General features: G+C 64.1%; 20 protein-coding genes. 16 read left to right on the top strand and 4 right to left on the bottom strand.

Translation table 11 applies throughout. The features are described 5' to 3' along the window. Window positions 1-18 precede the first annotated feature (18 nt). Together gltX and B5E66_RS09835 are read left to right on the top strand one after the other, a co-directional pair. Window positions 19-1,491, top strand: coding sequence for a glutamate--tRNA ligase (gene gltX / locus B5E66_RS09840; RefSeq protein ID WP_087232239.1), 1,473 nt, complete (start codon window positions 19-21; stop codon window positions 1,489-1,491). 181 nt (window positions 1,492-1,672) lie between these two features. Further along, the gene (locus B5E66_RS09835; RefSeq protein WP_087232236.1) at window positions 1,673-3,925 is read left to right on the top strand and encodes a PP2C family protein-serine/threonine phosphatase; all 2,253 of its coding nucleotides are present in this window, start codon (window positions 1,673-1,675) and stop codon (window positions 3,923-3,925) included. A 135-nt stretch (window positions 3,926-4,060) separates the two neighbouring features. On the opposite strand, the gene B5E66_RS13525 is transcribed toward B5E66_RS09835, so the two are convergent. Further along, the gene (locus tag B5E66_RS13525; protein WP_255396640.1) at window positions 4,061-4,189 is read right to left on the bottom strand and encodes a hypothetical protein; all 129 of its coding nucleotides are present in this window, start codon (window positions 4,187-4,189) and stop codon (window positions 4,061-4,063) included. 306 nt (window positions 4,190-4,495) lie between these two features. Here B5E66_RS13525 and B5E66_RS09830 point away from each other — a divergent pair, with 306 nt between their 5' ends. From B5E66_RS09830 to B5E66_RS09800, 7 genes are all read left to right on the top strand, one after another. Then, window positions 4,496-5,818: an RnfABCDGE type electron transport complex subunit C gene (locus tag B5E66_RS09830; protein ID WP_087232233.1), complete on the top strand. Its 1,323-nt coding sequence runs from the start codon at window positions 4,496-4,498 to the stop codon at window positions 5,816-5,818. Between the two features lie 2 nt (window positions 5,819-5,820). Then, window positions 5,821-6,783 carry an RnfABCDGE type electron transport complex subunit D gene (locus tag B5E66_RS09825; RefSeq protein ID WP_087232230.1) on the top strand — a complete coding sequence of 321 codons (963 nt, stop codon included), beginning with the start codon at window positions 5,821-5,823 and terminating at the stop codon, window positions 6,781-6,783. After that, window positions 6,780-7,343, top strand: coding sequence for an FMN-binding protein (locus tag B5E66_RS09820; protein WP_087232227.1), 564 nt, complete (start codon window positions 6,780-6,782; stop codon window positions 7,341-7,343). The genes B5E66_RS09825 and B5E66_RS09820 overlap by 4 nt, the downstream gene beginning before the upstream one ends. 15 nt (window positions 7,344-7,358) lie before the next feature. Continuing rightward, window positions 7,359-8,036 carry an electron transport complex subunit RsxE gene (gene rsxE, locus B5E66_RS09815; protein WP_087232223.1) on the top strand — a complete coding sequence of 226 codons (678 nt, stop codon included), beginning with the start codon at window positions 7,359-7,361 and terminating at the stop codon, window positions 8,034-8,036. Beyond that, window positions 8,033-8,665, top strand: a complete 633-nt coding sequence (locus B5E66_RS09810; RefSeq protein WP_087232220.1) for an electron transport complex protein RnfA — start codon at window positions 8,033-8,035, stop codon at window positions 8,663-8,665. The genes rsxE and B5E66_RS09810 overlap by 4 nt, the downstream gene beginning before the upstream one ends. Window positions 8,666-8,681: 16 nt before the next feature. Beyond that, window positions 8,682-9,482, top strand: a complete 801-nt coding sequence (locus B5E66_RS09805; protein ID WP_087232217.1) for an RnfABCDGE type electron transport complex subunit B — start codon at window positions 8,682-8,684, stop codon at window positions 9,480-9,482. Window positions 9,483-9,559: 77 nt separating this feature from the next. Beyond that, on the top strand, window positions 9,560-10,708 hold the full coding sequence (locus tag B5E66_RS09800) for an MFS transporter (protein WP_087232214.1): 1,149 nt from the start codon (window positions 9,560-9,562) through the stop codon (window positions 10,706-10,708). Here B5E66_RS09800 and B5E66_RS09795 read toward each other — a convergent pair. Beyond that, entirely contained in the window at window positions 10,705-11,346 is a 642-nt protein-coding gene (locus B5E66_RS09795; RefSeq protein ID WP_087232211.1) for an epoxyqueuosine reductase QueH, read from the bottom strand. The genes B5E66_RS09800 and B5E66_RS09795 overlap by 4 nt on opposite strands. Before the next feature lie 66 nt (window positions 11,347-11,412). Between B5E66_RS09795 and B5E66_RS09790 the strand changes: the two genes are divergently transcribed. The 6 genes from B5E66_RS09790 (at window position 11,413) to B5E66_RS09765 (ending at window position 16,741) form a co-directional block, all read left to right on the top strand. Beyond that, entirely contained in the window at window positions 11,413-11,637 is a 225-nt protein-coding gene (locus B5E66_RS09790) for a DUF896 domain-containing protein (protein WP_087232208.1), read from the top strand. A 164-nt stretch (window positions 11,638-11,801) separates the two neighbouring features. After that, window positions 11,802-13,094, top strand: a complete 1,293-nt coding sequence (locus B5E66_RS09785) for an adenylosuccinate synthase (protein ID WP_087232205.1) — start codon at window positions 11,802-11,804, stop codon at window positions 13,092-13,094. A gap of 37 nt (window positions 13,095-13,131) precedes the next feature. Then, the gene (locus B5E66_RS09780; RefSeq protein ID WP_087232202.1) at window positions 13,132-14,034 is read left to right on the top strand and encodes a DegV family protein; all 903 of its coding nucleotides are present in this window, start codon (window positions 13,132-13,134) and stop codon (window positions 14,032-14,034) included. A 222-nt stretch (window positions 14,035-14,256) separates the two neighbouring features. Then, a complete protein-coding gene (locus B5E66_RS09775) occupies window positions 14,257-15,156 on the top strand; it encodes a transporter substrate-binding domain-containing protein (RefSeq protein WP_087232199.1) in 900 nt (299 codons plus the stop codon). A gap of 27 nt (window positions 15,157-15,183) precedes the next feature. Next, window positions 15,184-16,008 (top strand): amino acid ABC transporter permease, encoded by an 825-nt coding sequence (locus B5E66_RS09770; RefSeq protein ID WP_087232195.1) that lies wholly within the window; start codon window positions 15,184-15,186, stop codon window positions 16,006-16,008. After that, window positions 16,001-16,741: an amino acid ABC transporter ATP-binding protein gene (locus tag B5E66_RS09765; RefSeq protein ID WP_087232192.1), complete on the top strand. Its 741-nt coding sequence runs from the start codon at window positions 16,001-16,003 to the stop codon at window positions 16,739-16,741. Before B5E66_RS09770 ends, B5E66_RS09765 begins: the two co-directional genes overlap by 8 nt. A gap of 69 nt (window positions 16,742-16,810) precedes the next feature. Here B5E66_RS09765 and B5E66_RS09760 read toward each other — a convergent pair whose 3' ends face one another. Then, the gene (locus B5E66_RS09760) at window positions 16,811-17,146 is read right to left on the bottom strand and encodes a winged helix-turn-helix transcriptional regulator (protein ID WP_087232189.1); all 336 of its coding nucleotides are present in this window, start codon (window positions 17,144-17,146) and stop codon (window positions 16,811-16,813) included. A 126-nt stretch (window positions 17,147-17,272) separates the two neighbouring features. On the opposite strand from B5E66_RS09760, the gene B5E66_RS09755 reads away from it, so the two are divergent. After that, window positions 17,273-17,845: a flavin reductase family protein gene (locus tag B5E66_RS09755; protein ID WP_087232186.1), complete on the top strand. Its 573-nt coding sequence runs from the start codon at window positions 17,273-17,275 to the stop codon at window positions 17,843-17,845. On the opposite strand, the gene B5E66_RS13240 is transcribed toward B5E66_RS09755, so the two are convergent. Beyond that, window positions 17,832-18,054: hypothetical protein (locus tag B5E66_RS13240; protein ID WP_206393063.1), on the bottom strand; the 223-nt coding region annotated here is incomplete at its 5' end. The two genes, B5E66_RS09755 and B5E66_RS13240, sit on opposite strands and share 14 nt — an antisense overlap.

Here is an 18,054-nt window from a genome sequence, read left to right as displayed (position 1 = left end):
ACGATAAGGAGAGGTTTCATGGAAAAGAAAGTACGCACCCGCTTTGCCCCGTCCCCCACGGGGTATATGCACGTGGGCAATCTGCGCACGGCGCTGTATGCCTACCTGACCGCCAAGCATGAGGACGGCACCTTCATCCTGCGCATCGAGGACACCGACCAGGAGCGCTATGTGGACGGCGCGGTGGACATCATCTACAATACCTGCCGGGAGGCCGGCCTTGTGTGGGACGAGGGCCCCGACATCGGCGGCCCGGTGGGCCCCTACGTCCAGAGCGAGCGGATGGGCCTGTTCAAGCAGTATGCCGAACAGCTGGTGGCCGACGGCAAAGCCTACTACTGCTTCTGCACCCCCCAGCGGCTGGACGCCCTCCACGCCGAGCAGCGGGCCAGGGGAGAGATGACCCATTACGACGGCTGCTGCCGCGACCTGCCCGCCGAGGAGGTCAGGGCGCGGCTGGCCGCAGGGGAACCCTACGTCATCCGGCAGAAGATCCCCCGCACCGGCGTCACCGCCTTTGACGATCTGGTCTATGGCCACATCGAGGTGAACAACAGCGAGATGGATGACCAGATCCTGATCAAGAGCGACGGGATGCCCACCTACAACTTTGCCAACGTGGTGGACGACCACCTGATGGGCATTACCCATGTGATCCGGGGAAGCGAATACCTGTCCTCCACCCCCAAATACAACCTCCTGTACCAGGCGTTCGGCTGGGATATCCCCCAGTATATCCACTGCCCTCCGGTGATGAAGGACGCCCAGCACAAGCTGTCCAAGCGCAACGGGGACGCCAGCTACCAGGACCTCATCGCCAAGGGCTGCCTGCCCCAGGCCATCCTGAACTATATCTGCCTGCTGGGCTGGAGCCCCAAAGGGGAGTACGCCGAGCGGGAGATCTACTCCCTGCCTGAGCTGGTGCAGATCTGGGACCCCGCAGGCATCTCCAAGTCCCCGGCCATCTTCGATCCCCTCAAGCTGCGGGCCATCAACGCGGAGTACATCCGCCGCCTGACCCCCGAGGAGTTCCGCCGGAAGGCAGACCCCTGGCTGGACGAGGCCATCCACTGCCCGGTGGACCGGGATCTGCTGTGCGCCAACCTCCAGCCCCGCTGCGAGCTGCTCAGCGATATCCCCCAGCAGGTGGATTTCTTTGACCGGCTGCCCGACTACGATCTGTCCCTTTACACCAACAAGAAGCAGAAGACTACCCCTGCATCCGCCCTGGAGGCGCTGCAGGCGCTGGAACTGCTGCTCAGCGACGAGGGCACCGATTACGCCGACCGGGACGGCCTGTTTGACGCCTGCAAGGCCCTGGCCGAGCGGATGGAGCACAAGAACGGCTGGCTGCTGTACCCGCTGGGCATCGCCCTGTCGGGCAAGCAGCGCACCCCCGGCGGCGGGGTGGATCTGGCCTGCATGATGGGCCGTGAAAAGACGGTGGAGCGCCTGCGCGAAGCCATCGGACGTCTGTCCGCCGCCCAGTAACCGCGTCCCCCCAAAAAGAAACACGCCCCCGTATCCGGTCTTTTTTGGACGGTGCGGGGGTGTTTTTATAACCTTTTGGGCCTTTGGGCCGACACCGCCAAAAGCGGCAAATTGCGCGCGGCCCCCCTGCTAGGATATGCACACAGGCATCATCCTAGAACAAGGAACAGGGGGCGCAAGCATGGAAAAAAGCATGACAGGCTGGGCCGCCGGCGAGCGGCAGACATTGTGGCACAAGGCGGGACTGCGCCGGACGGCGCGGCAGCTGTACGGGCTGGCCGCCGGGCTGGCAGGGGGCTGGGCGGCGCTGTATGGGCAGCTGTCCCCGCTGGGCCTGGCTCTGACGCTGGGCCTGCCCGAGGATTGTTTTGCGGCCTGTGGGGCGGGGGCGGTACTGGCCCTGCTGGCTCGTGGGCTGGGGGTGCGGGCGGTCTGCCTGCTGTGCGCCGTGGGCGGCGCGGTGGTGGCCCGGTGGCTGTGGCCCCGGTCTTTCTGGGCGGGAGCGGCTGCGGGGGCCGGGCTGCTGCTGGGCAGCGCCTACTGCCTGCGGATGTACATAGGCGGGGACGGCCTGCTGTTCGCGGGGGCCGAGGCGGTACTGGGGGTGCTGCTGGGGTATCTGGTGCGCCGGTTCCCGGCGGCCGGACCGGGGCCCGGACAGATGGTGCTGGCCTTCACGGGAGCGGCGGCTCTGGGGTCTCTGTCCCTGGGCCCGGTGAATCTGGGGCTTGCCGCCGGGGTGCTGGTCACCCTGGTGCTGGCCTGCCGGGGCGGGGCACAGTCCCTGCTGGCCCTGGCGGGGTCTGCGGCGGCGGGGCTGTGCTGTGCCGATGCCGCTCTGGCCTGTGCCGCTGTGGGCCTGTGCTGCGGTTCGGCCCTGGGACTGCTGGCCCAAGGGGACAGGCTGGTCTGCGCGGCCCTGTATGGGGGCGGGGCGCTGACGGGCATTTTGGCCTCGGGTCCCCCTGGGACCGCCTTTGGATTTCTGGGGGCCCTGGCGGTGGGCGCCGGGGCGTATCTGGCCCTGCCGCGGCGGTGGCTGCTGCCACAGCCCGCCCAGCCGGAGCAGGATGAGGCTGCCCGGCCCCGGCTGTCTGTCGCGGCGGCCCGGCTGAACACCGCCGCCGAGAGCCTGGCCTCCCTGGCGGACACGGTCAACCAGGTGTGGGAGGGACTGCCCCGCCGCCAGGAGGGATTCCGCTGGGTCATCGACGCCGCCCATGACAGTCTGTGCGCCAACTGCGGCCGCAGGGACGCCTGCTGGCAGGAGGAGTACGCTGTCACCATGGCGGGGTTTGAGGCTTTGCGCCCCATTCTGGAGGAGAACCAGCAGATTGACCCGCAGGACCTGCCGGGGCAGCTGGCCCGGTGCATCCATCCGGCGGCCCTGTCGGGGGCCATGACCCGGGCCTTTGCCCTGTACAAGAGCCGGCAGGAGGCCCGCATCCACACCGACGCCATGCGTGCCGCCCTCACCGAGCAGTACAGCGCGGTGGCCCAGGCGCTGGGGGTGCTGGGGGATCAGCTGGCCAGCCCCGGCAGCCCTGAACCTTATAAGTCGGGGCGTGTGGCGGATTTCTTCACCTCGCTGGGGCTGTCCCCGGTGGAGTGTTCGGTCACCCTGGACAGCCTGGGCCGCACCCGGGCGGCGGTCACTTTGCCCAGGGCCCGCTTCAGCCAAAAGGAACTGGCCACTCTGGCGGGGGAGGTGGGCCGGCTGTGCCGCCGCAGCTTCGATCCGCCCCAAAAACTCAGCTGCCGGCAGGTGACCACCCTCCTGTTCACCGAAAAACCGCCCCTGCGGGCTTTGTTCGGGTGGGCGTCCGCCCCGGCCCGGGGGGAGGTGTCGGGGGACGCGGTGCAGCAGTTCTGCAGCCCCACCGCCGCCCAGATGATCCTCTGCGACGGGATGGGCACGGGACGCCCGGCGGCGGTGGAGGGGAGCCTGGCCGCCGAACTGACCGGGCGGCTGCTGCGGGCGGGCTTTACCGCCGAGCTGACCGCCCGTCTGGTGAACGTGGCCCTGGCCCTGGACAGCCGGGAGGAAGGGGGCGCGACTCTGGATCTGCTCAGCGTGGACCTGTACACCGGGACGGCCCGGATCTACAAGGCAGGGGCGGCGCCCGGCTTTCTGGTACATGAGGGGAAGGCGTGCACGGTGGGGGAGGCCGGCCTGCCCATGGGCGTGCTGGGGGAGGTGAACGGTCAAAGCCAGATGGCACGCCTTGGCTCCGGGGATCTGGCGGTGTTGGTGTCCGACGGGCTTTTGGTGGACGGTCCCGGCTGGGTGCTCAAGCAGCTGGAGCTGTCCGCCGCCGCCAAAGACCCGCCCGACGCGGTGGCCCGCACCCTGGTGGAGACGGCCCGGGCCCGGGCGGCTTCCGGCCGCCCCGACGACATCACCGCCGCCGTGCTGCGCCTGGAGAAAAATTAGTTCGACCCGCCTGCCGCGTCAAACAAAGCGGCGCACCGGGCAAAGCGGATGCACAGAGGACGGTGATGCTGCGGATAGAAAAAAGGGCCTGCCGGGCGCTTGCTTGCACCCGGCGGGCCCTTTCGGCGTTTTTTGTCAGTTGTCCCCGGCGTCATAAATACGGACGTAGTGCGGCGCATTTTTGGCCTGACACAACAGCAGCAGCGCCGTTGCGGCAAGGGCGGCCGCGGTGAGGGCAACGAGCATCGCTTTGAGAACTTTCATGTCTGGACCTCCTTATGGGGCGGGCGGCAGAACATCGGCCCGCCATGGCTTTGTTATTCATATAGTATAGCATACCCGGGCCCTGTTGGCAAACCCGCATCTCCCCGAAAAATGGATGGATTAGGATATACTAACGTTATGAAATTTTCACTTTCGGACATTTTTTAGCTTATTTGGCGTTGACTTCAATCCGGGAAATGATACAATAAAATATATCAGCAAGCAGCAGCCGCAGCGCCCAGTGCTTTTTTGCCGGCACAGGAGGCAGCTCTGCGGCCCAAAGCAGAATGGGGGATTGTATAGTTCATGTTGAACAAGCTGAAACGTGCGGCGCTTGGCGCGCATACGCCGCATGACAAAGCGACCGCTGCAAGCAAGCCTGTCCCGATGCCCCTGCCCGCGCAGGTGCGCATCCTGATGAGCCAGCATATCGGCGCCCCGGCCAAGGCCGTTGTCAAAAAGGGCGACAAGGTGTGTGTGGGCACCCTGATCGGGGAAGCCGCAGGCGTCGTCTCGGCCAATATCCACTCCAGCGTGTCGGGCACCGTCACCGCAGTGGAGCCCTTCCGCCTGGCCAACGGCAAGGCGTGCGATGCAGTGGTCATCCAGACCGACGGCCAGCAGACGGTGGACCCTGCCGTCCAGCCGCCCAAAGTCACCGACAAGGCCAGTTTCCTGGCGGCGGTCCGCGCCAGCGGCCTGGTGGGCCTGGGAGGCGCAGGCTTCCCCACCGATGTCAAACTGCAGCCCAAGTGCCCGGTGGACACGCTGCTGATCAATGCGTCGGAGTGCGAAGTCTGGCTGACCAGCGACACCCAGGAGATGCTTACCAGCTCTGACGATATCGTCCGGGGCATCCAGGCGGTGCTGCAGTACACCGGTATTCCCCGGTGCATCATCGGCATCGAGAAGAACAAGCCTGAGTGCATCGACCTGCTGTGCCAGAAGACCGAAGGCCTGTCCAATGTGGACGTCAAGCCGCTGCCCAGCGTCTACGGCACCGGCAGCGAACTGATCCTGATCGAGAAGTGCCTGGGCCGGGAAGTGCCCCACGGGGGCCTGCCCGCCGACGCCGGCGCCATCGTCATGAATGTGACCTCGGTCAGTATGCTGGGCAAATACCTGGCCACCGGTATGCCGGTGGTGGAGCGGATCGTCACGGTGGACGGCGACGCCTGCGCCAAGCCGCAGAACCTGATCGTGCCAGTGGGCACGCCCTACCAGGATATCATCCAGGCCGCCGGCCTCAAGCCGGAGGTCACCCTGGGCAAGGTCATCGCCGGCGGCGCCATGATGGGCCCCGCCGTGGAGGATCTGAGCTATCCCACCACCAAGACCACCGGCGGCCTGATCCTGCTCAGCCAGGTCAGCGCCGCCCAGCCCGCAGCCGAGCCCTGCATCCGCTGCGGCCGCTGCATCGAGTACTGCCCCATGGGCCTGGCTCCGGTGGAGGTCAACACCGCCTATGCCGCCCGTGATGTGGAGGAGCTGGGCAAGCTGCACGTGGATTACTGCTTCAACTGCGGCTCCTGCGCCTTCGTCTGCCCGGCCAAGCGTCCCTGCACCCAGATGATGAGCCTGGCCAAGGAATACTATCTCAGTGAGATCAAAAAAGGAGGCAATAAGTAACCATGGATACAAAGCTTATTGTTTCGGCCTCCCCCCATGTGCGCTCGGATGAGACCACCCGCAGCCTGATGGCCAACGTGATCGTGGCCCTGTGCCCGGTGGTGGTGGCCTCGGCGGTCATTTTTGGCCTGCGGGCGCTGCTGGTCACCGCCTTCTCGGTGGTGGTGTGCGTGGCGCTGGAGTGGCTGTACTGCAAGCTGCTCAAGCGGCCCAACCCCATCGGGGACCTGTCCGCGGTGGTCACCGGCATCATCCTGGCCATGAACGTGCCCGTGGGGATGCCCCTGGGCCAGCTGGCGGTGGGCTGTGTGGCAGCCATCCTCATCACCAAGCAGCTGTTCGGCGGCATCGGCATGAACTTTGCCAACCCCGCCCTGGTGGGCCGCATCGTGCTGTTCGTCAGCTTTGCCTCTGAGATGAACGCCTGGGTCTATCCCGACGCGGCAGTGGACCAGCTGGCCAGCGCCACCCCCCTGCAGGTGGCCGATCCCGCCCGCCTGAACCTGTTCGACCTGTTCATGGGCATCCACGGCGGCGTCCTGGGCGAGACCTGCGCCCTGGCCATCCTGCTGGGCTTTGTCTACCTGGTGGTCACCCGGACCATCAGCCCCGCCATCCCGCTGAGCTATGTGGGCAGTATGTTCCTGTTCTACCTCATCGCCACCCAGAGCCTCCACGAGAGCCTTGTGGAGGTGCTCAGCGGCGGTCTGCTGTTCGGCGCGGTGTTCATGGCCACCGACTATGTCACCAGCCCCTTCACTCTGAAGGGCAAGCTGCTGTACGGCGTCTGCCTGGGCCTTGTCACCTTTGCCATCCGCTACTGGGGCAGCTACACCGAGGGCGTGTCCTTCGCGCTGCTGTTCATGAACCTGTGGGTGCCCTTCATCAATGACGCCACCCGCCAGACTCCCTATGGCTACGTCAAGTCCGCCAAGAAGGCAGGGAAGGAGGCTGCTTCCAAATGAGCAACGCTGCAAAGTCTGCAAACTCCAATTGGGAGAGCACCGTCAAACCCATCCTGGTGCTGACGGTCAGCTCGCTGGTGGTCAGCCTGCTGCTGGCCCTGGTCAACTCGGTCACCGCGCCGGTCATCGAGGCCAACCAGAAAGCTGACACCCTGGCGGCTTATGTCCAGGTCATCCCCACCGTCTCGGATGCCACCGAGCTGGAGGAGATCACCGACTACACCACCCCCGGCGTCAGCGGCGCCGTGCGTGCGCCCGACGGTTCCATTGCCGTCCAGGCGGGGGAGACCGGCTACAACGGCGGCCTGGTGAACGTCATCATGGGCTTTGACACCGCCGGCACCGTCACCGGCATCTATGTGGACGCTTCCAGCCAGACCGCCGGCATCGGCGACCGTGTGGCAGCGGCTGACTTCCTGACCCAGTTCGAGGGGATGGACGGCACCGCCAACATCGCCAAGGGCCAGGGCTATGACGGCATCAGCGGCGCCACCTATTCGTCCGACGCCCTGTTTGCGGCCATCAACGACTGCATCAACTGCTACAACGAACTTGCATAAAGGAGGCTGGTAAGAATGGCACAGGAAGAAAAAGTCTCCAAGGTAAGCATCCTTACCAATGGCATCATCAAGGAGAACCCGGTCCTCCGGCTGGTTCTGGGCACCTGCTCCACGTTGGCCATCACCACTGCGGTGTCCAACGCCATCGGCATGGGGGTCGCGTTCACCTTCGTTTTGATCTGTTCCAACGTCATCATCGCGCTGCTGCGCAATGTCATCCCCGCAAAGGTGCATCTGCCCTGCTACATCGTCATCATCGCGGGCTTCGTCACCATCGTCCAGATGGTCATGCAGGCTTACACCAAGAGCCTGTATGACGCTTTGGGCGTGTTCATCCCTCTGATCGTGGTCAACTGCATCATCCTGGGCCGCGCCGAGATGTTCGCCTGCAAGAACACCGTGGTGGACTCGGCCCTGGACGGCGTGGGCATGGGCATCGGCTACACCCTGACGGTGGTGCTGATGGCCACCATCCGCGAGATCCTGGGCAGCGGCACCTGGCTGGGCTTCCAGGTGATGCCCGAGGGCTTTGTCACCATCGGCATCATGACCCAGGCCCCCGGCGCCTTCCTCTGCTTCGGTCTGCTGATGGGCCTTTGCGTCTGGGTGGAGGACAAGCTGGATGCCCGCATCGAGCGCAAGGTGGGCTGCCAGCCCATCAAGGATTTGCAGGAAGGAGAGGATAAGGAATGATCGTCAAACTTGCGGCCATCTTCTTCAGCATGATCCTGGTGAACAACTATGTGCTGGTGAAGTTCCTTGGCATCTGCCCGTTCCTGGGCGTTTCCAAAAAGCTGGACTCGGCGCTGGGTATGTCGGGCGCCGTCATCTTCGTCATGTTCATGTCGACCCTGGTCACCTTCCCCATCCAGATCTTTGTGCTGGATCCGGCAGGGCTGGGCTATTTGCAGACCATCGTCTTCATCCTGGTCATCGCGGTGCTGGTGCAGTTCATCGAGATGTTCCTCAAAAAGTATGTGGTGTCGCTGTATAACGCCCTGGGCGTTTATCTGCCCCTGATCACCACCAACTGCTGCGTGCTGGGCGTCACCATCCTGGTCATCGACGACTACGGCGCCGATGTGGCCACCCTGGGCTTTGTCCCCGCCTTCATCGAGGCGCTGGTGTGCGCGGTGGGCTCCGGCGTGGGCTTTATGCTGGCCATGTGCCTGTTCAGCGGCGTGCGCAAGCGTGTGGAAGTGTGCGACGCGCCCGGCCCCCTGAAGGGCCTGCCCATCACCCTGATCGCGGCGGCGATCACCAGCCTGTCCTTCATGGGCTTTGGCGGCATCGTCGAGAACCTGTTCAACGTCACGCTGTAAGGGAGGAGGAAACGGAATGAGTATCGTATTGGCTGTTGTCCTCTGTACCGTCGTGGGCGCTCTGGGCGCGGTGATCCTGGTTGCTGCATCCAAGTTCATGGCCGTGGAGGAGGACCCCCGCATCGAGCAGGTGACGGGCTGTCTGGCCGGCGCCAACTGCGGCGGCTGCGGCTACGCAGGCTGCGCCGACTATGCCAAGGCCATCGTGATGGACGGCGTCCCCTGCGACCGGTGCGCCCCCGGCGGCCCCAAAGCTGCCGCCGCCATCGGCAAGATCATGGGCGCCGAGGTGTCCGCCACCGTCAAAAAGGCGGTGGTCCAGTGCCAGGGCAGCCGGGACAACTGCAAGCCCAGCTATGAATACAAGGGAATCCAGAGCTGCGCGGCTGCGGCCGGGCTGTATGGCGGACCCAAGGACTGCTCCTTTGCCTGTGCGGGCCTGGGCGACTGCGTCAAGGCCTGTAAGTTCGACGCCATCCATGTGGTCAATGGAGTGGCGGTGGTGGACCAGGACAAGTGCACCGGCTGCGGCGCCTGTGCAGCCGTCTGCCCCAAGCATGTCATCATGATCCAGGATGCCGGCCCCGACAAGCCGGTGGTCATGTGCTCCAACTGCGACCGCGGCCCGGTGGCCATGAAGGAATGCGCCACCGCCTGCATCGCCTGCGGTATGTGCCAGCGCAACTGCCCGGCGGACGCCATCCACGTCACCGACAACCTGGCCCGCATCGACTATACCAAGTGCACCGGCTGCGGCACCTGCGTGGCCAAGTGCCCCAAGAAGATCATCACCTACCCTCTCAAAAAGAACGGGTAAGGCACAACGACACAACGCCCCGCAGGTGGTCCGGCAGCGCCGGCCCCTGCGGGGCTTTTTTGAGTGAGGTTAGGGTTATGAACCAGCAACAGCTTTTGGCCCGGCGGCGCAGCGCAGGCTTTGCGGCCTTTTTCTTCAGCGGCATCTGCGCCATTTCCAGCGGGGTGGTGGTCAGCCTGCTGCAGGAGCAGTATGGCTTTGCCTACGGCGTCACGGGCACCCTGCTCTCCCTGATGAGCCTGGGCAACCTGGCGGCGGGCTTTGTGTCGGGGGTGCTGCCCGGCGTCCTCGGGATGAAGCCCAGCGTCCTGCTCCTGTCCCTGGGATACCTGGTGGGTTACGGCCTGATGGGCTTTACGGGAGCGGTGCCCCTGCTGGCGGTGGGCTTTTTCCTGGCGGGCTGCGCCAAGGGCCAGGTGATCAACACCTGCACGGTCCTGGTGGGCAACAGCAGCTCCGACCGCACCCGCGGCATGAACATCATGCACAGCTGCTATGCCTGCGGGGCGCTGCTGTGCCCCTTCCTGATCGCGGCGGCAGCCCGGGCAGGGGACAAGGCCCCCCTGTTGCTGCTGGCCATCCTGGGCGGGCTGCTGTGGGCGGTGTTCGCCCTCACCCCCATGGAGGAGGCCGGCGGCAAAAAGGGAGGCGGACGGATCGACTGGAGCTTTCTGCGCAGCGCCCGGTTCTGGCTGCTGGTAGGGCTGATCTTCTGCCAGAACGCCGCTGAGACCAGCGTCACCGGGTGGATGGTCACCTACTTCAAGGACAGCGGCATCATCGCCGGGGCCCTCAGCACCTACACCGTCACGGTGATGTGGGGGGCTACCCTGATCGCCCGGATGCTGATCGCCTTTGTGTTCCCCTTCCGAAACCCGCGCAGGGCCATGGTGGGGATGGGCGCCGGGTGCATCGTCACCTATCTGGGCCTGATGCTGGCCCGCAGCCAGACCCCGGCCATCCTGCTGCTGTTCCTGTTCGCCTTTGCCATGGCGGGGATGAACCCCACGGCAGTGGCGGCGGCAGGCCGGATGACCACCGTCACCAGCATTGCCATCCTGCTGCCGGCGGCCAGCCTGGGCGCCATCGTCATGCCCTGGATCATCGGGGTGGTGGCCGAGTACGCGGGCCTCACCGCGGGCATGGCCTCCAACATCGTGCCCTGTGTGGGGATGCTGGTGTTTGCGGTGCTGGTGGCCCGCCTGCCCGAGGAAGAAAACGCCTAATCCTCCCCGACCCTGGCGTCCCGCTCTGCCTGGGACTGCCGGGCGCTGAAGATGCAGCCGCAGTAATCCTGGCGGTACAGTCCGTATTCGGCTGACAGCTGCAAGGAGCGCAGGTAGCCGTTCTTCTTTTTGAAGTCGGAGGGCAGGTGGGGCACCCCGTATTCGGCGGCCAGCTCCTGCCCGATTTGGTTGATCCGGGCGGCGTCCTTGTGGGGGCTGATGGACAGGGTGGTGGTGAACCAGTCGAAGCCGTGCTGGGCCGCATATTGGGCAGCCCGGCGCATCCGCAGCCTGTAACAGGCGGTGCAGCGGCGGCCCCGCTCGGGCTCGTCCTCCAGGCCCCGGGCGGCCTCGTAGAATTCCCGGGGGTCGTAGCGGTCCTCCACCACCGTCACCCCCAGAGGATGGGCCTGCGCCACGAACCGCTCCAGCTCCTGTTCCCGCCGGTGGTATTCGGCGTCGGGCCAGATGTTGGGGTTGTAGTACAGAATGGTGATCTCGAAGTGCTGGCACAGCTGCTCCAGCACCGCGCTGGAACAGGGCCCGCAGCAGGCGTGGAGAAGGAGCCGGGGCCGCCGGCCGTCCAGCCGGCGCAGCACAGCGTCCATCTCCCGGGCATAATTGGGTACATTGGGCATTGCAATCTCACCTCGACCAACAGTATAACACAAGCGCCCCCCGGGCGCAAAGGAGGCTTACACCCCATGACACAGGAAAAGATCGCCCGCATCAACCAGCTGGCCCGCAAGAGCAAGACCCCCGCGGGGCTGACCGAGGCGGAAAAGGCCGAACAGCAGGCGCTGCGGCAGGAATACCTGGCGGAGATCCGCAGATCCTTCCGGGCCCAGCTGGAGAACACCATGATCCAGGAGCCGGACGGCACGCTGCACCATCTGCCCCGCCGCCCGGGCCCGGAAAACAAAAACTGACCCCCGCCTTTGTGGAACCTGCGGCTTGCTTTGCGACGGCAGGCATGATACAATAAAACTGTATGTGCAGGCACTGCCTGCGCTGCGATGTGTTCAGGGCAGCGTATCCCGGGCAAGGTGCACGGAAAAGGCTGCTCTTTGGATCAATAAAGAGGTCATCGATTATGCTTACTGCAATCACAGGGATCAACTGGGGCGACGAGGGCAAGGGCCGTATGGTGGACCTGCTCAGCCAGGATTATGACATCGTGGTGCGCTACCAGGGCGGCAACAACGCCGGCCATACCGTCAAGAACGAGCGGGGCAAGTTCGTTCTGAACCTGCTGCCCTCGGGCATCCTGCGCCCGGACGTGGTGTGCGTCATGGGCAACGGTATGGTCATCGACCCCCACCACCTGGACGGCGAGATCGCCAGCCTGCGGGAGAAGGGCATCGCCATCTCCCCGGCCAACCTCAAGATCTCCGACCGCGCCACCATCACCATGCCCTACCACGTCCTGCAGGACGGCCTGGAGGAGGCCCGCCTGTCCAAGACCGGCGCGCAGTTCGGCTCCACCAAGCGGGGCATCGCCTATGTCTACGGCGACAAATATATGAAAAAGACCCTGCGCATGGGGGATCTGCTCCATCTGGACGACTCGGTGCACAAGCGCCTGGTCACCATGGTGGACTCCAAAAACCTGGTGATGGAGGGCAGCTACGGCGCCCAGCCCATCCGCGTGGACGAGATGTGGGACTGGCTGCAAAAGTACGCCGCCATCTTTAAGGACTATATCTGCGATGCGGGGGCTTACCTGGACGAGGCCGACCAGGCCGGCAAGAAGATCCTGTTCGAGGCCCAGCTGGGCGCGCTGCGGGACGTGGATTTCGGCATCTACCCCTACACCACCTCCTCCAACGTCATCGGCGCCTACGCCCCCATCGGTGCAGGCATCCCGGGCCGCAAGCTGGACAAGTCCATCGGCATCATGAAAGCCTATTCCTCCTGCGTGGGGGACGGTCCCTTTGCCGCCGAGCTGGCCATGACCGAGGAGGAGATGCACCAGCTGCGGGAGGCCGGCCATGAGTACGGCGCAGCCACCGGGCGTCCCCGCCGGGTGGGCCCTGTGGATCTGGTGGCCAGCCGCTACGGCGTGTCCTGCCAGGGCTGCGATGAGGTGGCCCTGACCCTGCTGGACGTGCTGGACTACATGGAGACGGTGCCGGTGATCACCGCCTACACCCTGGAGGACGGCAGCACCACCACCCGTTTCCCCATGGGCAAGGCGCTGGATACCGCACGGCCTGTGGTGGAGCGGATGCCGGGCTGGCACTGCGACATCACCGGCGCACGCCGCTGGGAGGATCTGCCCGTCCAGGCCCAGGACTACATCCTCTATCTGGAAAAAGCCATCGGCTGCAAGATCACCTATATCTCGGTGGGCGCTGAGCGGGAAGCTTGCATCCACCGCACCTGAGACGACCCACCCTGGACGGGAGAATGGGGGGACCATCATGTTCGATATCATTACTGACAGCGCCTGCGACCTGCCCCGGGAGGAGATCGTCCGCCTGGACGTGACGGTGGTGCCGTTCTATGTCTCCACCGACGGCCAGACCTACCTGAAAGAAGGGGAGGAGATGCCGGTGCGGGACTTCTACCAGTTCATGGTGGACCAGCCCGCCGTCCTGCCCAAGACCAGCCTGCCCTCCCTGGAGGACTTTGAAAAGGTCTTTCGGCCCCGGGCGGCAGCGGGCCGGCCGGTTTTGTGCCTGTGCTTTACCGGCAAGATGAGCGGCGGCGTGGGCAGTGCCCGCAACGCCCGCCAGCTGGTGCTGGAGGATTACCCCGACGCGGTCATCGAGGTGGTGGACACCGCCGCGGCCACCGTCAGCGAGGGCGCCACGGTGGAGAATGCCGCCGCCATGCGGGACGCCGGCTGCACCCTGGCCGACACCCTGACCTGGCTGGAGGGCACCCGCCCCACCAACCAGATCTTCTTCACGGTGGGCAACCTGGACTATCTGATCAAGGGAGGGCGGATCGGCAAGGTGACCGGCCGCGCAGCCAACCTGCTCAACGTCAAGCCCATGATCCACTTTGCCGAGGGGGAGATCTTCTCGGGCGGGATGGCCCGGGGCCGCCAAAAGAGCATGGAAAAGGCCATCGAACAGCTTTTGGGCTATCTGGCCGAGCGCAACGCCGACCCCGATGACTACCGCATCATTGTGGGCTATGGCTACGATGTGGAGGAGGGCAGGCGGTTCTGGATGCAGCTGCGCGCCGCCCTGCGGGCCCGGTATCCGGACAGCAGCTGTGAAGTGGGCCTGCTGCAGATCGGGGCCACCATCGCCGTCCACACCGGACCCTATCCCCTGGGCGTGGGGGTCATGCGCCGCTGGAAACCCCGTTCCTGACCGAAAAAGGGGAGGGCAGGGGGCAGGAATGCATCTCCTACTTGACAAATCCCCTTCCTATGAATAAAATAGCATCATGGCCGCAGCGGCGCGGCGGGCGACGCGGCGCCGGACTGCTGCTTTGAACGCAAGCCTCTGGACCCGGTATCCCCCACGGATGCCGGGTCTTTTGTGGCAGCTTTTTACCTTATAGAAGGGTTTTTGGGAAAAGGAGTATCCAACATGAGACTGAACAAGATCCTTGCCCTGGCTTTGTCCGCCGTGATGGCGGCCAGCCTGGCAGCCTGCGGCGGCAGCTCCTCCGCAGTTTCTTCCACTGCTTCCAGCGCGGCCGGCGCATCCGCCGGCGCCCCCGACGGGGACGGCGACCCCACCACCCTGACGGTGGCCATGGAGTGCGCCTACGCGCCTTACAACTGGACCCAGCCCACCGACGCCAACGGCGCGGTGCAGATCCGGGGCGCCAGCGATTATGCCTATGGCTACGATGTGATGATGGCCAAGAAGATCGCCGAGGCCCTGGGTCAGGATATCCAGATCGTCAAGCTGGACTGGGACAGCCTGATCCCCGCCGTCATGACCGGGGATGTGGACTGCGTCATCGCGGGCCAGTCCATCACTTCCGAGCGGGCCAAGCAGGTGGATTTCTCGGACCCCTACTACTATGCATCCATCGTGACCCTGGTCAAGAAGGACAGCCCCTACGCCTCGGCTGCCAGCGTGGCAGACCTGGCCGGCGCCACCTGCACCAGCCAGCTGGGCACCATCTGGTATGACATCTGCCTGCCTCAGATCCAGGATGCCAACATCCTGCCCGCCCAGGAGACCGCCCCGGCCATGCTGGTGGCCCTGGACAGCGGCGCCTGCGACATCGTGGTCACCGACCGGCCCACCGGCCAGGCCGCCCTGGAAGCCTACCCCGACTTTGTGATGCTGGAGTTTGGCGGCGGGGAGAACGACTTCCAGGTCAGCGAGGAGGAGATCAACATCGGCATCTCCATGAAGCAGGGCAACACCGCCCTCAAGGACGCCATCAACGAAGTGCTGGCCACCATGACCACCGACGACTACAACGCCATGATGGATGAGGCCATCAGCGTCCAGCCGCTGAGCCAGCAGTAACATTACCTGCCGTAAAGGAGCACCCCCATGTACGCATTTATCCGTGAATGTGCCTCCATTTTGCAGCAGTACGGCCCCTCCTATCTGCGGGGCGCGGGCACTACGCTGCTGCTGGCTTTGGTGGGCACCCTCTTTGGCTGCCTGATCGGCTTTGCGGTGGGCACCCTGCAGACCATCCCCATCGACCCCCGGCGGGACCCCCTGTACAAGCGCATCCCCCTGCGCCTGCTGCGGGTGGTGCTGCGGTGCTATGTGGAGCTGTTCCGCGGTACCCCCATGATGATCCAGGCCGTCTTTATCTATTATGGCATGATGAGCGTCTTCAACGTCCATCTGGAAATGTGGTCCGCAGGCTTCCTGATCGTGTCCATCAACACCGGCGCCTATATGGCTGAGACGGTGCGGGGCGGCATCGTCTCCATCGACCCCGGCCAGACCGAGGGCGCCATGGCCATCGGTATGCGGCACTGGCAGACCATGATCCATGTCATCATGCCTCAGGCCCTGCGCAACATCGTGCCCCAGATCGGCAACAACTTCATCATCAACATCAAGGATACCTCGGTGCTGTCTGTCATCTCCATCACCGACCTGTTCTTTGTGCACAAGAGCGTGGTGGGCGCCCTGTATACCTACTTTGAGAGCGCCACCATCGTCATGCTGATCTATCTGACCATGACACTGCTGTCCAGCTGGCTGCTGCGTATGTGGGAGAAAAAGCTGGACGGGCCTCAGAACTACGACCTGAACACCACCGACACCCTGGCCTATACCAGCGGGATGTACAACGCCCCGGAGCCCGACCATGCCTCCCAGAATCTTGATATGAAGGAGGGCGCCAGCCATGTCTGAGCCTATCATCCAGGTACGCCACCTGTCCAAGAGCTTTGGCACCCATGTGGTGCTGCGGGACGTGGATTTCACCGTCAGCCCCGGGGACGTCACCTGCGTCATCGGCGCGTCCGGCTCGGGCAAAAGCACCCTGCTGCGGTGCATCAACCTGCTGGAGACCCCCACTGCGGGGCAGATCCTGTTCCACGGGCAGGATATCATGGAGCGCAAGTTCGACCCTTCGGCCTACCGGGCCCGGGTGGGGATGGTGTTCCAGAGCTTCAACCTGTTCAATAATATGACGGTGCTGGAAAACTGCACCGCCGGGCTGCGGTATGTGCTGCACCAGGACAAGGAGACCGCCCGCCGCACCGCCATGGACAACCTCGAAAAGGTGGGCATGGCGCCCTACATCCATGCGCGGCCCCGGCAGCTGTCGGGCGGGCAGAAGCAGCGTGTGGCCATTGCCCGCGCCCTGTCCATGCAGCCCGAAGTGCTGCTGTTCGACGAGCCTACCAGCGCCCTCGACCCCCAGATGGTGGGCGAAGTGCTGGCGGTCATGCGCAAGCTGGCGGCTGCCGGCCTGACCATGATCGTGGTGACCCACGAGATGGCCTTTGCTCGGGACGTCTCCAGCCATGTGGTGTACATGGCCGACGGCGTCATCGCCGAAGAAGGCAGCCCTGCCGACATTTTTGAAAACCCCAAAAATCCCAAGACGGCCGAGTTCCTCAGCCGCTTCCGGGAGAGATGACCGGTACATAGACAGAAAGCCTCCGCTTTGTCCCAGGGACAGGCGGAGGCTTTTGGTTTTCAGTCCGGGTCAGGGGAGACGGTTCTGGTTGCCCCAGCTGCACATGGCGTCCAGGATGGGGATGAGAGAGCGTCCCCGCTCGGTCAGGCTGTATTCCACCTTGGGCGGGATCTGGGGATACTCCTCCCGGTGGATCAAGCCGTCGGCTTCCAGCTCTTTCAGGGTAGCGCTGAGGGTCTTGTAGGAGATGGTGCGGATGTACTTCTTGAGCTGGTTGAACCGCACCGTCCCGTATGCCATCAGGGCATAGAGGATGAACATTTTGTATTTGCCCTGGATCAGGGACATGGTGTAGCTAAAGCCGGTCTGCTCGAGGTCGGCGTCTTGAATGCAGCAGGGACCCATGGGACACTTTCCTTTCAGTTAGTATTGCACCTGAAAGTGCGTACTTGTTTTTAGGCGTATGTATGCTATCATTATAGTGCAAGCGGCGGGGAAAAGTCAATCCGCCGGAAAAAGGAGGTTGCAATTATGATGAAAGATTTCGGAGTCAGGCCCTATCTCTACCCCATGCCCACCTATATGATCGGCACCTACAACGAGGACGATACGGTGGATGTGATGATGATGGCCTGGGGCGGCATCTGCGCCGAGGACATGGTGGCTCTCAACCTGGACAGCGGCCATAAGACGGCGGCAAATCTGGAGACACGCAAAGCGTTTACCCTGTCTGTGCCGGGCGTGGACACCATGGCGGCCTCTGACTACCTGGGCATCGTGTCGGGCAACAAGGTGCCGGACAAATTTGCCCGCAGCGGGCTGCACGCGGTCAAGAGCCAGCGTGTGGATGCGCCGGTCATCACCGAGTACCCCCTGACGCTGGAGTGCCAGGTGGTGGAGATGCAGCAGCAGCCCTACGGTCTGCGGGTGCTGGGTCGGATCGTCAATGTGATGGCGGACGAAAAGGTACTGGACAGCGACGGCAGGATCGATGCCGCCAAGCTGAACGCCTTTGCATTCGACCAGATGCGCAACGGTTACTATGCCATGGGCCAGCACCTGGATCAGGCCTGGCACGCCGGCGCGCCCCTCATGAAAGACTGACCGGGATACCTGACCGGAACCAGCCGAAAAGCGCACGCGAAAGCGTGCGCTTTTCGTTTGCCCCAAACTCCTCCTGCCCCAAAGTTAGAGATTTCAAACTAAAGAAAATAAAGAAAAAAAGGGAAAATTTGAAATTGGGTCTTGACACCGGGGGGGGTATGTTATGATAGGCACACAAAGGAAAGGACCTTCCTTTGAACCTGTTTTGG

It is taken from the genome of Faecalibacterium sp. An121 (genome assembly GCF_002160915.1).
In the GTDB taxonomy this organism is placed as follows: Bacteria; Bacillota; Clostridia; order Oscillospirales; family Ruminococcaceae; genus Faecalibacterium; species Faecalibacterium avium.
Note: the sequence above shows the minus strand (reverse complement) of the source record. Positions and strands in the feature narration are given on the sequence as shown.